This is a genomic window from Streptomyces lydicus, from assembly GCF_004125265.1.
Taxonomy (GTDB): Bacteria; Actinomycetota; Actinomycetes; order Streptomycetales; family Streptomycetaceae; genus Streptomyces; species Streptomyces lydicus_C.
Genome location: NZ_RDTE01000003.1, coordinates 4,915,053 through 4,930,171 on the forward strand (window position 1 = coordinate 4,915,053; position 15,119 = coordinate 4,930,171).

Below are 15,119 nucleotides of genomic sequence, written 5' to 3' on the forward strand. Positions count from 1 at the left end.
TCCGGGGTCCTGCGGGGATTCGAGCAGATTCCGTCGCGGCGTCTCCACGAGGTGTCCACTCCATCGCCGGACGGATCCGAGCGGTGGGGCTCCGAGGCGATACGCGACCTGTGCCGTGAGGCGATGCGCCGATTCGAGGAGAGTTCGCCGGCCGCCTCGGACGCATGGCTCGCGCCGCGTCTCCACTACACGTTGCGTCTCACCAGGGCGGAGGCCACCGAGTCGGCCTTGTGGAATTTCCTCGCGCTGTGCGTGGCACCGGACTTCGTGCAATGGCGTTGGGGCAGGCCGAAGGACGGCGAGCGCCGCGAGGTGGGACAGGCGTCCCGCTTCTGCGGCCCGTGGTTCAGCCAGTGTTTCTCGCGGCTGTGGTGGGCGGCCGAGATCTTTCGGGACGGCAAGGACTACGGACCCGCCGAGACCGCCTGCCGGAACCAGGACGTGCTGAACACCTACCTGCGGCAGGAACTGGTCACGTATCGACCGGCTGCCCAGGCCGTGGCCCGCATGCTGGAGCGTGACGTGGTGCGGACCGGACGGCAGCTCAATGCGCTCACCCAGGGCGCCTACGCGGCATCGGCCACCAAGATCTACGAAGCGCTCGCCCCGGACGATCTCCAGGATTTCGGAGCTCTGCAGGACTGGATCGATTCCCGTGACGGGGCCGTCGCCGCGCCCGATGACCGACTGCCGGTGGGGCCGGACGACGGAGGCGTCAGCGAGCAATCGGTCGAGACGCTGGTGAAGTGGTTCGAGGAGCTTCTCTCCGTTGTCAGGGTGCGAGGGCAGAAGGGCGAGGAGCCGGCCACGAAGCCCCCCGCCACCGGCGGCGTCAGCCTCGACAAGCCGGGTGTCAGCCCTTGAGAGCCTGGTGCACCACGCGCGCCAGTTCCTTGGCCAGCCCGATCGGTACGGCGTTGCCGATCTGCCGGGCGATCTCGATCTTGGTGCCGTGCCACTTGAAGTCTTCGGGGAAGCCCTGGATCAGGGCGGCTTCGTAGTAGGTGATGGGTCGGTGCTCCGTGGGGTGGAGATACCGACCCTTCTCCGGCTTGTGGGGTTCGGTGCGGATGGTGACCGACGGCCGGTCGTAGTGCATACGCCCCATGACGTCGCCGGAGCCGGCGTTGTGGTTGTCCCAGCTCTCGGTGGAGAGGTAGACCTTTTCGCCATCGATCTCGGCGAACTCTCCGCGGAGGTCATTGCGGTTCCCGCCGGGGGGGATTCTTCGGTAGCGGGCGAGCGACAGCGGCTTCGGCGTACGACCGATGTGGAGTTCCCGGGTGGTGAACGGACCGGGCTTGTGAAGACCGAGGGGTGACCGTTCGTCGCCCGGTCGGTCGGGCAGGTCCACGCCCTTGATCGTCATGCGCTTCGTGCGGTCGAAGACCGCGGGGCCGACCGCGACCCAGGGCAGCGGCGGCGAGTCGGGCTCGTCCGATTCGAACTGCTGCTGCCACCGCTCGGGGTGCCGGTCGTGGGACGCCTTGGGGTGTTCCACCGGTGCCAGGTCGTTGCGCGTGCCAATGACGATCACGCGCCGCCGAGCCTGGGGCACTCCGTAGTCCGCGGAGTTCAAGATCTTGACGCGGAGGGTGTAATTGCCCAGCTCCCCACCCTTGACGGCGTTCTGGAGATCTTTGAACTGGGGAGAGCGGAGAAAACGGTCGACGTTCTCCATGACGAAGATCTTCGGCGAGACCTTCTCGACCACCCGCTTGTACTCCTGCCACAAGAGATTACGCGGGTCGTCCGGATCTTCCTTGCCCAACCCGGAGAAACCCTGGCAGGGCGGCCCTCCCAAGATCACTTCCGCATCGGTGAAGTCACCCGGGTCCCAGTCCGCGATATCTCCCGCATGAACTTGCGCGGTGGGGAAGTTCGCCGCGTAGGTCGAGGCGGCGGCCGTGTCGAACTCGACCGCGGCGACGGACTCGAAGGGGGACGAAGTGTGCCCGTCCGGCACATACCGGTGGAACCCGGTGGTGAGTCCTCCGGCTCCCGAGAAGAGGTCGATCACCTTGATCGACTCGGAGGGAGAATCGTCGGAGGATGGACTGGTCATGAGGGTGGATTCTAGTCGCCCGCCCCACGCAGGCGTCGTGACGTGTTCGGGTGGCGTCATGAGCCGGCGCGATCGGCCGAGGCGAGTGCGGTGGCGATGCTCCGGCCCAGCGCCGCGGCCACCGGAGGTGGTGAGGCCTGGGCGAGCTGTCGGTACTGGGACGTCTTGCCGGCGCAGGTCTGCCAGTCCGTCGGGAAAGCCTGGAGCAGGGCGATCTGCTGGATCGTGAGTTTGGGCAGTGACTTACCGTCGCCGCCAGGTGTGACCCACGCGGTGTCGGGTCCGGGTACGGCGTCGCCTACCCCCCAACCGCTCAGGCCCATGGCTGCCCAGGCCCTTTTCGTGCCGCTGGGCCCCAGGTCGGCGCCGCCGTGCTTCTTGGAGCCGCCGACCAATGTGGGAGCCGGCCGCTGTGCGCCGGCAGCCCATCTGTCGGCATACGGCCAGCCGAGCGCGGACATCGAGGCATGCAGGAGATCGCCCACGGTCGCGGACGTGGAAACCGATGGCTCGGGCCATCGGAAGGCATCGCCGGCGGCACCCTTGAGCGCTACCAATAGGCCCTGCTCGCGATCCTGCGCGACGCCGAAGTCCTTGGCGTTGACCGTGCCCCAGTGCAGCCGGTAGCCGAGGTGCTCCAGCTCCGCCTTGATCTCCGTGCGCAGTTCCTCGAATGCGTCCGCGGTGACGAGCTTCGGAACATTCTCGATGAGCACCGCCCGGGGCAGCACCGCGGAGGCCAGCAACACCGTCGCCAGCAGGAGTTTCCGCTCGTGATCGTCGCTGCCGCGCGCGGCAGCCGCCACGGCCCGAACCCGCGGCAGCCCGGCGGACAACAGGTCCACGTCGTATGTGTACCTGTGCTCTGCCGGGTCGAATTCCAGGACGTCCATCTCCAGGACGTTCCACGCCGGGCGGTTGGTCCGCAGCGTCGTGCACGAGTGCCGGTCGTTCTCCACCAGTGCGACGGGGTCGAACCCGGCTGTCTCCAGACCCAGTGCCTGACCACCGGTCCCGGCGCAGATCTCGAGTGAGGTGAAACGGTGGGGTGTCACGGTCGGTCTCCTGCGTTCGCTGTCCGGTGGGCGTGGGGTGTGCCCACACCCCCGGGTTTCCTCGTCAGATTTCGTTCGCTTCGTCCCTGCACGAGGAATCGATGGTGGTGAAGCGGATCACCTTTCGCCCACCCCCCTCGGCGGAGGCGGGGGCGACGAAGGAGAACGCGATCACTGCCTTGTCGGCATCGATCCGTCCCGAGGACACGACATCCGCGGAGTGGTGCGACTCGACGATCGGGTAGAGCGCGATGACTCCACGGCGCTCGGTGGCGAATCGATCCGTTGCGGCATGGCCGCATGAGGGCAGTGCGCCCGCGACGCGCAGGGCGGCGGGCCGGTGCTTCGGGTCGCTGATCGCGCTGAACAGGGGGCCACGTCGGCGGTCACGACTGAACCAGGACAGCTCCCGGTCCGATGTGCCGATGCGGGCGCGCTTGCCCCCGGAGACGTGTTGGGGGGCGAGCACCAGCCAATCGTCCACCTGGGCCGACGTGGTGATCTCTTCCAGGTAGGTGCGGTGCGGCGCGAACTGGTGATCGGCGCACCATTTGAGGGACCGGAGCAGCGACATCAGGTCCTCGGCGGGCAGCAGCCCCGTGAGGGCCGAGAATTCATGGGTCCTTCCGGCGGTCCCGTACCGGTGGCCGAGGGTGATCGGAGCGTCCGAGAGACCGTCGAGCACCTGTGTCCAGAGCCGCGTATTGGTCCGGAGGTCGTGAACCGTCGTGGGGTATGCCGTCGGTTCCTCCCACTTGCCCGGTGAACGGATCTCCGCGAGCTGCGTGTTGTGCATCTTGTTCGGACTCGTGGGCTTCAGCAGGTGCTGGGAAACCAGGGGTGGCACCAGCGCCGGTGTCACCTGTGGATAGCCGTCGATCATGACGGAGTACTGCTTGAGCTGGTCGCGGAAGATCTCCTCGTCGCGGCAGATCGCCTCGAACGCCTCGTAGAGGTCCATCTCCTTGCTGCTGCCCGAGGTCTCGTTGCGGCCGATGTAGAGGCGTACGAGATCCCGGTAGCCGTTGCGGAAGCCGAACCAGCGGCCCATCTGCATCAACGTGGAGGCGTTCCCGGCACGACGCCGGTAGTAGGTGATCGTGAGGCCTTCGACAGTGAAGCCCCGGGAGAGCTTCTGTCCGCCGATGAGGATCTTCCAGATACGGCTGCCGTCGAAATCCGCCTCGCCGCGCTCGATGTCCTGGTCGCCGTTGACCACGATCACCGGGCGGTCGTCGCCGCCGATGTTCTGCCAGGCGGTGCCGACATAGGGAAGGAGATCGTCGTACGACGCCGGTACGGCGAAGCCGTCGGCGCGGGCACGGGAGACGGGAAGGAGATCACGTTCGAAGAGGTCGCGGAGACGGGCGTGCCCGGTGGGGCCGGTGTAGCCGCCTGTGAGCCACAACCTGCGCAGTCGCCCCAGCAGTTCGCGATGATCGGCAGTGAGGCGTGATTCGTGCACGAGCATGGTGTGATGTCGGTAGTAGCCGTACCCGAGCCCCGCTGCCTCGCGGTAGAGCTTCATGGCGGCGGTGAGCACGAACATGTCGACGGCCTCTCGCAGCGTGGCGTCGTCGGCGTCGTCGCCGATGTCGTCCGCGCCGATGTCACGGACATGGGCCTTCTCCTGGGAGTTGGCGACGTCGCGTTGCTCGGGCGGCACATCCGAGTCGAGGTCGTGGAAGTCCTGTACGCCCATGTACCCGTGCGGTCGGTCGAGCGAGATGATGAAGTCCCGCGGAAAGATGTCGGCCTTGTCGCCGGGGTCGATGAAGACGTTGGCGAACGGGGTCGCCGTGTAACCGACGTATTGGGCGCGTGGCAGCAGCTGGAGCAGCTGCGAGATCGCCGCGTTGATGGCGGTGCGCTCAGCCCCGGGCTTCTTGGGATTGGCGGTGTTGACCGAAGCCTCGTCCGACTCGTCGTCGATGATCAGCACGGGGATCTCGTCGAGCAGCCCGCCGACCCGCTTGAGGTCACTGACCAGCTTGGCCAGTACGGACTTGTTCTTCTTGACGACCATCAGTCGGGCGGCACTGCTGTGCAGGTTCACGGGGTCGTACAGCCGACGCGAGGGATCCTGCTTCTCGATGGCGAGTTCGCCGATGCCCTGGGCGAGCGGTTGATAGTCGTCGGCGCGTGTCGTGAGGCGGATGATGTCGAACGCGCCCAGCGTCGAAGGTCGCCCGCCGTGGGACAAAAACTTGTCCTCCAACCACGCGTTGTCCGTGTAGTAGTCGGAGTGGACCTCTTCGGTGTGGCGCAGGATGTTCTCGCGCCCCACCAGTTCCATGTCCAGACGTCGCTGGGTCTGGGCGCGCAACAGGTTGAGAGTGCCCCCGAGGACGATCACGAGGCGGTAGCCGGCGTCCACCGCCTTGGCGATCACGCCCGTGAAGTTGGCCGTCTTCCCGGACTGCACGTACCCGACGACCAGTCCCTTGGACTGGTAGGCGGCCTCGGCGGTGGGGTCGGCCAGGCGCTCGACCACCCGTTCCGCCGCCTCGTCGAGGTTCGCCACGGAGTCGTCCGGCCACCCCTTCGCCGCGAGGTAATCGGCGTACTTCGGCCAGTACCAGTCGTGCCCCTGATAGGCCTTGGTGGCCCGCCAGGGAGCGAATTCCCGGCTGATCACCACGGGGCCGGCCAGCGTGGATACCGGAACCAGGGCGTCCAGCACCTTGCAGGTCTCAGCGTCCAGACCGAGCAACTTGTGCGTGGCCGCCCGCCGCGAGTCCGTGCGCGGTTCGGTATCGGTCCAGCTCGCCTCGGCGTCGAAGTCCCACTGGGTGAGTTGCTTGTGCCACAGCTGCAGCAGCGGATCCGGCCGGTGGGAGCTCGGCAGCGCGTCCCGAAAGGCGAGCTCGGACACGTCGGTGTCGGGAGCCATCTGCATGCCGTAGAAGCTCAGGGTGGGGCCGAGCGCCATGGGTCCGGTGCGGCTCATGCCGTCGAGCGCGGCCCGATGGACGCGGAGGAGGGCTTCGCCGGTTTTCTGGTCGGTCATTCAGGGCCTCGGTTACGGAAGACGGAACGCACGCAGGGCGGCGGGCGGTTCGGGGGATGTCACGGGGGCTTTGTGGGTCAGATCGATGCGGTAGGTGACGTCATCGACGCACTCTCGTGCCTCCTGCGGAAGCGCAGCGAGAAGTGCGGGGGTAAGACGTGGAAGGTCTTCGTCCACAGGCAGCACGAGGGGCGTCGGTCGCATGGTCCAGCGTTCGTCGTCCGTGGCGTCGGAGCACCAACCCCGGGCTGCGAGGCGGACGTCGAGACGGGCCACGGTGGCGGGAGCGGCCTGTGAGACGCGGTTGCGGACGGCGGCAACACACTCGCTGAGCGTGCGGCCGTGCGCGCCACCCCGCACGATCTGGAACGACACCAGCCACAGCGGACGCCCTTCGACAGGGGCCAGCTGGCCCAGACCGTGGATCGTATGGAGGCGGCGCGCCGAGGATGTGGTTTTGACCTCGATGTCATGATCCAGGAGGCCGAAGTCGTGTTCGGTGGCGAAGGAGCCCGTCCAGGCGTCGACCGCGGTTTCCCAACCGTGTTGGCTCCCGAGGGAGTTGAGAACGGCCAGTTCGCCCATCAGTCCGATGCGCCTGTTGGCGTCGAGCGTTCGCGGCCGCTCCAGGAGGGCGCTCCAGGCCCGTACCGTCTCGTTGAAGGCCTGGTCGGGGGTGCGATCGTGGGCGACCACGCGGTCCGCGACCGCATTGAGCAGATCGTGGAAGTCGCGCAACAGGCGCTCTTGAGTGAGCCGGAGCCGGGCCATCCGAATGCCGTTCTGCGCGATCTCGTCGATCCGGACAAGAGGAAGCGGGGAACGGGGCAACCGCTGGCGGGGCCCCAGCTCGAGATGGAGGGCGATCGAGCGATCGTCGGTGACGACGTAGTCCACACGGGGGCCGCGCGCGGTGCGGAGGGGAAACGAAGTGCTCTGGCCCGCGTGGAGGTAGTGCTCGACGTCCACCCAGGAGGTGTATGCCTCGGCGGCATCGTGTTCACTCGACATCGTCGGCCACCCTGTCCAGTTCGCTGCGTGCCGCGGCGATCAGGATCGACTGCCACAACTGCAGGTTGTCCTTCTGCTTCGCGCCGGCGCGTTCGTACTCGAAGATTTTGTGCAGCAGGAGGTACATCAACGACTTGATCATCGGGGCGTCGTTGATGCCTCCTCGTCGGCCGCCCAGGATGGCGGTGCGGTAGTGCTGGTTGAGGACGATCAAGTGTTCCTCGCGGTCGAGGTCGAAGAAGACGTCCTGGGGGAGGCTCTTCCAGATCACCGAGATCGGCTCCTCGTACGGCACCGAGGGCAGCTCTTCCTCGATGACGTGTCGAACCTCGGGAGCGATTCCCTTGCCGGGAGCGATCACCTCGGACCGCGTGGTCCCGGAGCGCTTGCGCGCCGTCCGGTACGTCGCGTCGGCGTCGGCCAAGTACTGGTCGAAGAGGCGGCCCTCGAGATCGGCCGCCTGCTCCAGGGCGGCGGTGAACTCCGGTGAGGCCTCCACGCCGGACTTCTTGACGGTGAGCCGGAAGACATCGCCCGGGTCATCCGGCAGATCGACGGCCACGCGGGCGAGGGACAGGTTCGGTTCCGGCTGGCGGTAGTTGTTCCAACCGCCCGCTTGCACGAGTCGATCGTTCCGGTAGAAGTAGAAGCCCTGCCGATCGATGACCGTGCCCACGGCCTTGTACTCATTGAGATTCGACTTCGCCGGCCAGACGTGGGCCTGCAGGTGCACGCTTCCCACAGACCGGACATCGGCGGTGAAGCGACGCGGATACTCGCCGTTGCCCGTGACGGGATAGCCGAACGGGTCCAGCGGCTCGACGCCGTAGTCGAGATAGACGACGCCCGACCGTACGTCCTCGACCGCGATCGTGATGTTGAAGGTGTCGCGGGAGAGGAAGCGGTGCAGATGGAGGCCGAGGTGGAGCCCGAGCTTGTTGATAGTGCGGTGCAGATAGCGATCGGTCTGACCGCCTCCCCCGACCTTGGGGAAGTCCTTGACGCCGTCCCAGCGGATGACCGTTCCCTGCCATGTGATGGGCTTGTCGTAGTAGCGGTCGATGAGCTTCTGCGCGAAGTCCGGGGCGACGATGTCGCACTGGAATCCCGCTCTGGCGTGCTCCATCAGCCAGCGCCGTCCGACGGCGCGGGTGCGCTTGGTGGTGGAGACCACCGTCACGGCGTCGGCATGAGAGAGGGAAGCGGACTTCAGACCGGTGCCGAACATGCCCAGCGCGCCTACGTCGTAACTGCGGCGCCCACCGACGGTCATGGCGATGTCGAGGGCTTCCTCGTCCATTCCGCGACCGTCGTCGACGACGAGGAGCGAGACCAACCGGTCGTCGTCCCTCAGGAAGTGGATGACCACATCCTTTGCCCCTGCGTCGATGGAATTGTCGACGAGGTCGGCGATGGCCACCTCGAAGCCGTAACCCTGGCTGCTGAGAGCCTCCACGTAGCGTGAATCAGGGGGCAGATGCTTGCTGCCGGTTGTGGGGACATCGAACTGCCAGTCCGTCATTGCTCGCCTTGCACTCACGCATGCTCATGGATTCGTACGACCGATTCCGACCGTAGCGCGGAGGGCTGACAGCGGAACGGCAGATGTTGAAACGCGATCGTTTCGTCCGGCTGTCAAGGCGTTTTTTTGCCCCGGAGATCGGTGAGAGTACGGGCGATGCGGTCCGCGACAGCCACCGGATCCTCGTGCTCCCAGAAGCGCAGCACCGTCCAGCCCCGCGCCACCAGGTGTGCGGTCGTTTCGCGGTCGCGGGCGATGTTGCCGTCGAGCTTGTTGCGCCACCAGTCGGCATTGGCTTTGGGGTGGGTGGCATGTTCGGGGCAGCCGTGCCAGAAACAGCCGTCGAGGAAGATCGCGACCTTGGGTCCGGGAAAGGCGATGTCGATCGTGCGACGGGGGAAGTCGGGGACGCGACGCTGCAAGCGGTAGCGATGGCCGGAGGCATGGAGGAGCCGTCGTACAGCCATTTCGGGGCCGGTGTCCCGACGGGCCTGGACGCTCATACGGGCGGACACGCCGGGGGACGAGGGTGTGGCAGGCACACGGCCATTGTGCCGGAGTGGGCCGGGGGCGTCAGGGCCGACCGTCGGGGCGGGGTGATCGGCCGTGCGGCTCACGGGTCCGGATTCCGGTCCCCAGTGCATCGGTCAGCGCCGGCCGTGCCCAGGCCTGGTAGTACCGCAAATGCTGCAGCAAGTGCTGTTCCCGGTGGAAGAAGTCGGGTGCGGGGCCCAGGAGGTGGGCTCGGCGGCGGTGGAAGGAGAGGGTGGTGGCGACGGTGGCGTACTCGGTGACGGCGCGGGCGGCGGCGGGGCCCTGGGTGGTGCGGGCGATATCGCGCGCCAGGGCGCGGGTTTTGAGGGAGGAGAGGGCGGCGGGTTCGGTGGGGGTGAGCCAGCCGGCGGTGATGTAGGGGGCGAGGTAGCCGCGCAGGGAGAGCAGTTCTTGGTTGCGGGCCCAGATCGCCAGCCAGGTGAGGGCGAGGAGGACGGGGACCATGAAGAGGCCGTAGACGATGAGGAAGCCGGGGTCGCCGAGGGAGGAGGCGCCGTTCCAGATGGCGTGCAGGAGGACGGCGGTGAGGAGCCCGAGGAGGGCGAGCGCGATGCGGGCGGCGCGGCGGCGGGGGTAGCGGTTGGCGGCGATGCCGAACGCGAGGCCGGTGAGGATCGTGAAGAGCGGGTGGGCGAAGGGGGAGACGATGATGCGGAAGAAGAAGGCGCCGGCGGTGAGGGAGTCCAGCCCGGAGTGGCCCATCGACTGGTCCTCGCCGAAGGCGTTGCCCAGGTAGAGGACGTTCTCGGTGAAGGCGAAGCCGGTGGCGGTGATCCCGGCGATGACGATGCCGTCGGTGATGCCGTCGAAGTCGTTGCGGCGGAAGCGGTAGAGGAAGAGGACCGCGGCGGCCTTGGCCACCTCCTCGACGACCGGGGCGATGACCGTGGCGCCCCAGGCCTCGGCCTCGGAGGGGGATGCCGAGGCGATGTTGGCGGCCAGCCAGTCGGTGGCGAAGCCGTTGGCGAGGAGCGCGACCAGGGCGGCGGCGCAGGCGCCCCAGGCGAAGGCGAACGCGAGGTTGCGCCAGGGCTCGGGTTCGACGCGGTCGAGCCAGCAGAACGCCGCGACGAGGAGCGGCACCGGGAAGACGGCCAGGCCGAGGCCGACCAGGAAGCCTTCGGTGCCGGTCTCCTGGCGGACCATGCCGATGATGATCACGCCGGAGAGCGCGAGCAGCGAGATCAGGGCGACGGCGCGGAGGGTGGTGCTGTTCCAGGGCGCCGTCCGGCGGCGGTGTGCGGCCGCGTCCTCGTGCGGGTGGGGTGTGTACGGGGGAGGGGCGGGCGCGGACGGCGGGTGCGGGGGCGGCTGGGACGGGTACACCCGTCGACCCTAACGAGCGGCGTTCGCCCTATGTGTCGCGGCGGCGGAAGAGGAGGTCGTGGACGACATGCCCCTTGTCCAGGCCCTGGCCCTCGAACTTGGTGAGCGGGCGGAAGTCCGGGCGCGGCGCATAGCCGGGGTGGAGGTTTTCGAGCGCCGGCTCGGCGGAGAGGACTTCGAGCATCTGCTCGGCGTACGGCTCCCAGTCGGTCGCGCAGTGGACGAGGGCACCGGGCGCGAGCCGGGTGGCCGCCAGGGCGATGAACTCCGGCTGGACGAGGCGGCGCTTGTGGTGGCGCTTCTTCGGCCAGGGGTCGGGGAAGTAGACGCGCAGGCCGGCGAGGGAGGCGGGGGCCAGCATCTCGCGCAGCAGGATGATGGCGTCGCCGTTGGCCACCCGGATGTTGGACAGGCCGTTCCGCTCCGCGAGACCGAGCAGATTGCCCTGCCCTGGGGTGTGGACGTCGCAGCCGAGGATGCCGGTGTCCGGGTCGGCGGCGGCCATCTGCGCCGTGGCCTCGCCCATGCCGAAGCCGATCTCCAGCACGACCGGCAGCCCGTCGAAGAAGGCGTCGAGATCGATACGGGAGAGGCCGTCGATGTCCAGCCCCCAGGTGGGCCACAAGCGGCGCAGCGCGTCCGCCTGGGTGGGCGACACGCGGCTGCGGCGCGGCTGGAAGGAGCGGATCCGGCGCTCGTGATGCGAACCCGCGGGGTCGGCGGCGGGCCCGGTCCCGTCGGGGAACATGGGCGCACCTCGGCGCGGGGTGGCGGCCGAGACGGCGGTGGAGCCGAGGGGGCGGGGGTTCTGCGCGTCGGCCTCGTGGGCGTCGGTCCCGTGTGGGGTGGCCCCGTGCGTGTCGGCCTCGTATGTGTCGGCTCCGGGTGCCTCGGCTTCCTGCGGGCCGGACTGCTGCACGTCGGTCTGCTGCGGGGCGGCTTCCCGGGTGGGGGAGGCCTGGGCGCCGGCTGTCGGAGCGGCTGCTTCCGCGGCGGGGGTGGCGGGGGTGGTGAGGTTCTCGGACACAGTGCGTCGATTCTACGGGGCGCGGGTTCCGGGGGAGGGGAGCCCGGGGAATGCCTGAGGGTCGGCTGGGGACCGCCCGGGTCTCGTACGGTGCCCGCCCGGTGCCCGCCCGGAGCTCGTACGGAGCCCGTACGGAGCCCGTACGGAGCCTTCGAGCCGCGCGCTCCGTACCGAATCGGCGGGCCGGAACCTTCGCGAAAAGGGAGGTTGGCGCGGTGTGAAGCGGCATGCATACGATGCGGCGCTGACGTGAGCAAAACAAATCAGGGGGTTGGTCATCGTGTCGCAGGGCGGCCAGGGGTACACCGGGAATCCACAGGGGCCACAGCCGCCCGGCCAGGGAGCTCCGGGAGCGCCGCCCGCCGGCCCGCCGGCACCGGGGCAGGCCGTCCCGCCGCCCGCGGGAGCGTTCGGCCCTCCGGAACAGCCGCCGGCCGGTCCGGGGCAGGCGCCTCCCGGCCCGTACGGCGCCCCGCCCGCTCAGCCCGGCCCCGGAGGCGTGCAGTACCCGCCGCCCATGGGCCCGCCGCAGGGCCCGCCGCCCATGGGCCCGCCGCAGGGCCCGCCGCCCATGGGTCAGCCCCAGGGCCCGCCCCCGCAGGGTTACCCCGCGCCGCGCGGCCAGCAGCCACCCCCGCCGTACGCCCAGAACCAGGGACCGATGCCGGGCCAGGTGCCGGGCCAGGTGCCGGGTCAGGTGCCCGGTCAGGGGCCGTATCCCGGTGGCCCCATGGCACCCCAGTTCCAGGGTGGGCCGGTCGGGCCGGGCGGGCCCGGTGGGCCCCGTCGCAGCGGCGTGCCCGTACCGCTCATCCTGGCGATCGTGATGGTCCTGCTGGTGGCTGCCGGGGTCGGCGGGTACTTCCTCTTCTCCGGGGACTCCGCCGACCCGGGCGCCGCGCGGCCCGCGAACGCCCTGCCGCGGAAGTGGGAGGCGGCATCGTCCGTGTCCGAGCGCGAGGGGCAGAACGAGAACGGGCTGCGCTCGATGTGGTTCAACAACGACGACGTCATCTACGGCGACGGCGAGGGCGTACGGGCCTACAACCGCAAGACCGGCAAGAAGAAGTGGACGGTCAAGACGCCCAAGGGCGCGGGCGAGGTCTGCGCGATGTCCGCGGAGCCCAGTGACGACGGTGTGGGTGCCGTGGTCTTCGACGCGGGTGGCGACGACTGCTCCTATCTCTCCGTCGTCGACACCGACACCGGCCGCACGCTGTGGTCCAAGAACCTCCAGGACGGTCACGGTGCGGAGCATGAGCCGCGGGTCGTGGTGAACAGCAAGGTCGTCGCCGTCACGATCGGCCAGACCTATGCCGGCTTCTCCGTCGGCCGTGGAGCGAAGGTCTGGGACCTGACCGCGCGCGGTCACGACTGCACCAACTCGGTCGGGCTGAGCCCCCAGTACCTGGCGGTGGCCAGCGACTGCTCCGACGCGAAGCCGCAGAAGCAGCTGATGCTCCAGGACCTGGAGTACGACAGCATCCATTCGACGGTCACGGGTGAGGATCACACGATCGTGCGAACCCTCTCGGACCGGCCCCTGACGCTGCTGACGGAGAGCGGCAGCACGGCCGATCCCGTGCACTACATCCAGACCTATACGGACAAGCCCAAGCCGGACCACACCTTCCAGCTCTCGGGCGAGCTGAAGGACCTGAAGTTCGAGCCGCGCAACACCTACGTCGATGAGGACGAGCAGATCCTGGTGACCGGTTACGGCGCGGGCAACGGGCTTGCGGCGATGGACATGAAGACGGGCAAGCTGCTGTGGAAGAAGCGCGGCTCGGCGGCCATCGCCGGTGTGAACAACCAAGGCCTGATGATGGTGACCGATTCACCCGACAGCGGCGCCTCCGCAGTGAAGGAGCTGGTGGTCATGGTCGGCTTGCGTGACGGCAAGGAGAAGGTGAAGGGCACGCTCTACGAGAAGGAGCACAATCTTCCGGCCCCCAGCGATATGTCACTGGGCTTGGACAGGGACAACATGCTCTTCATCCAGAGCGAGCGGCTCACTGACAACCGGCCGAGCGTGCAGGCCTTCGAGGTGCCGTTCGGCTGATGCCTTCAGGACGCCGTCGCCGCCACGGATCCGCCGCCACGGATCCGCCGCCTCTCGGCCCCGCCTCGTACCGGAGGAGGGGCCGAGAGGCGTTTTACGAGGGGCAGGCCGGGCGGCTTCACGAGTTCACGAGTTCACGAGGGGGCCCGAGAGGTGTCGCTCACGGGAGGAGGCCCGGGCGCCGCTCGGTCATGCGCGGCTTCGCCCCAGCAGCCCCATGACCCGCCGTGCCACCTCCCGCCCGATGGGGAGCGAGGCCGTGGCGGCCGGGGAGGGGGCGTTGAGGACGTGGATCATGCCGGGGGATTCGGCGAAGAGGAAATCGTCGACGAGGGTGCCGTCGGGGAGGACGGCCTGGGCGCGGACGCCGGCCGGCGACGGCACCAGGTCCTCCTCGCGGGCGGCCGGCAGCAGGCGGCGGACCGCGTCGGCGAAGGCGGGCCGGGACAGGGAGCGGTGCAGTTCGCCGGCGCCGTAGCGCCAGTGGCGGCGGGCTATCCGCCAGGAGCCGGGGTAGGCGAGGGTGCCGGCCAGCTCGGCGGGGCGGATCGTGTGCCAGTCGTAGCCCTCGCGGGCCAGGGCGGGGACGGCGTTCGGGCCGATGTGGACGGCGCCGTCGATACCGCGGGTCAGATGGACGCCGAGGAACGGGAAGGCAGGGTCGGGGACCGGGTAGACCAGGCCGCGGACGAGCGAGGCGCGCTCCGGAGCGAGGGTGAAGTACTCGCCGCGGAAAGGGACGATCCGCATGCCCGGGGCGTCGCCGGCCAGCCGGGCGATCCGGTCGCAGTGCAGACCGGCGCAGTTGACCAGGGCACGGGCACGGTGGACCGTCCCGTCGGCGCTGCGGACCGCCACCCGGCCGGGGCGGCGGCCGATGGTCGTCACCTCGGTGCCGTAGACGATCCGGGCGCCGGCGTCCTCGGCGAGCCGGGCGAACCGGCGGGCGACGGCCCCGAAGTCGCAGACGCCGGTCGTGCCGACATGGATGGCGGCCAGGCCGTCCACCTCCGGCTCGTACTCGGCTATCTGGGCGGGGCCCAGCTCCCGCACCGGCAGGCCGTGTTCGCGGCCGCGCTGGATCAGGCCGTGCAGTCGCGGCAGCTCGCTGCGGTCCGTGGCGACGATCAGCTTGCCGGTGACCTCGTGCGGGATGTCGTGCTCGGTGCAGAACTTCACCATTTCCGCCGAGCCCTGCAGGGCGAAGCGGGCCTTGAGGGAGCCGGGCGGATAGTAGATGCCGCTGTGGATGACGCCGCTGTTGCGCCCGGTCTGGTGACGGGCCGGGCCCGGCTCCTTCTCCAGGACCACGACGCGGGTGCCGGGGGCGGCACGCGTGAGTGCGTAGGCCGTAGAGAGTCCGACGATGCCGGCACCGATCACCAGCACATCGCAGTCGTACGCCGCCACTGCACCTCCCCAACCGCATGACCCGGGCTCGCCCGTCGCCGCGGACCCGCGCCTCATCCGCAGCATCGCCCGACGA

Annotated in this window: 11 protein-coding genes; 2 read left to right on the forward strand and 9 right to left on the reverse strand. The window is 69.0% G+C overall.

All coding sequences use genetic code 11. The annotated features are described in order from the left end of the window. The first annotated feature begins 123 nt into the window (after nt 1-123). Nucleotides 124-864: a DUF6339 family protein gene (locus D9V36_RS24050; RefSeq protein WP_241721010.1), complete on the forward strand. Its 741-nt coding sequence runs from the start codon at nt 124-126 to the stop codon at nt 862-864. Here the strand turns inward: D9V36_RS24050 and D9V36_RS24055 are convergent. From D9V36_RS24055 to trmB, 8 genes are all read right to left on the reverse strand, one after another. Beyond that, the gene (locus D9V36_RS24055) at nt 854-2,065 is read right to left on the reverse strand and encodes a DNA cytosine methyltransferase (RefSeq protein ID WP_164993021.1); all 1,212 of its coding nucleotides are present in this window, start codon (nt 2,063-2,065) and stop codon (nt 854-856) included. The genes D9V36_RS24050 and D9V36_RS24055 overlap by 11 nt on opposite strands. Before the next feature lie 56 nt (nt 2,066-2,121). Then, complete coding sequence (locus D9V36_RS24060) at nt 2,122-3,120, reverse strand: DNA cytosine methyltransferase (protein ID WP_129295595.1); 999 nt, start codon at nt 3,118-3,120, stop codon at nt 2,122-2,124. Between the two features lie 64 nt (nt 3,121-3,184). Beyond that, nucleotides 3,185-6,130 (reverse strand): Z1 domain-containing protein, encoded by a 2,946-nt coding sequence (locus D9V36_RS24065; RefSeq protein ID WP_129295596.1) that lies wholly within the window; start codon nt 6,128-6,130, stop codon nt 3,185-3,187. Between the two features lie 12 nt (nt 6,131-6,142). Then, complete coding sequence (locus D9V36_RS24070) at nt 6,143-7,141, reverse strand: PD-(D/E)XK motif protein (protein WP_129295597.1); 999 nt, start codon at nt 7,139-7,141, stop codon at nt 6,143-6,145. After that, nucleotides 7,131-8,663 carry an ATP-binding protein gene (locus D9V36_RS24075; RefSeq protein WP_129295598.1) on the reverse strand — a complete coding sequence of 511 codons (1,533 nt, stop codon included), beginning with the start codon at nt 8,661-8,663 and terminating at the stop codon, nt 7,131-7,133. The genes D9V36_RS24070 and D9V36_RS24075 overlap by 11 nt, the downstream gene beginning before the upstream one ends. Before the next feature lie 113 nt (nt 8,664-8,776). Next, the gene (locus tag D9V36_RS24080) at nt 8,777-9,166 is read right to left on the reverse strand and encodes a very short patch repair endonuclease (RefSeq protein ID WP_129298650.1); all 390 of its coding nucleotides are present in this window, start codon (nt 9,164-9,166) and stop codon (nt 8,777-8,779) included. Nucleotides 9,167-9,236: 70 nt separating this feature from the next. Beyond that, a complete protein-coding gene (locus D9V36_RS24085; protein WP_129295599.1) occupies nt 9,237-10,544 on the reverse strand; it encodes a PrsW family intramembrane metalloprotease in 1,308 nt (435 codons plus the stop codon). Between the two features lie 28 nt (nt 10,545-10,572). Beyond that, a complete protein-coding gene (trmB, locus tag D9V36_RS24090) occupies nt 10,573-11,571 on the reverse strand; it encodes a tRNA (guanosine(46)-N7)-methyltransferase TrmB (protein ID WP_129295600.1) in 999 nt (332 codons plus the stop codon). A gap of 796 nt (nt 11,572-12,367) precedes the next feature. Here trmB and D9V36_RS24095 point away from each other — a divergent pair. Beyond that, on the forward strand, nt 12,368-13,633 hold the full coding sequence (locus D9V36_RS24095; RefSeq protein WP_164993022.1) for a PQQ-binding-like beta-propeller repeat protein: 1,266 nt from the start codon (nt 12,368-12,370) through the stop codon (nt 13,631-13,633). 189 nt (nt 13,634-13,822) lie between these two features. Here D9V36_RS24095 and lhgO read toward each other — a convergent pair whose 3' ends face one another. Further along, nucleotides 13,823-15,043, reverse strand: a complete 1,221-nt coding sequence (lhgO, locus tag D9V36_RS24100) for an L-2-hydroxyglutarate oxidase (protein WP_206739726.1) — start codon at nt 15,041-15,043, stop codon at nt 13,823-13,825. Nucleotides 15,044-15,119 lie beyond the last annotated feature (76 nt).

Coding starts and splice junctions, on each gene's coding strand:
- D9V36_RS24050 (WP_241721010.1), top strand. CDS start 124: ATGCGCCGATTCGAGGAGAGTTCGCCGGCCGCCTCGGACGCATGGCTC.
- D9V36_RS24055 (WP_164993021.1), bottom strand. CDS start 2,065: ATGACCAGTCCATCCTCCGACGATTCTCCCTCCGAGTCGATCAAGGTG.
- D9V36_RS24065 (WP_129295596.1), bottom strand. CDS start 6,130: ATGACCGACCAGAAAACCGGCGAAGCCCTCCTCCGCGTCCATCGGGCC.
- D9V36_RS24070 (WP_129295597.1), bottom strand. CDS start 7,141: ATGTCGAGTGAACACGATGCCGCCGAGGCATACACCTCCTGGGTGGAC.
- D9V36_RS24075 (WP_129295598.1), bottom strand. CDS start 8,663: ATGACGGACTGGCAGTTCGATGTCCCCACAACCGGCAGCAAGCATCTG.
- D9V36_RS24080 (WP_129298650.1), bottom strand. CDS start 9,166: ATGAGCGTCCAGGCCCGTCGGGACACCGGCCCCGAAATGGCTGTACGA.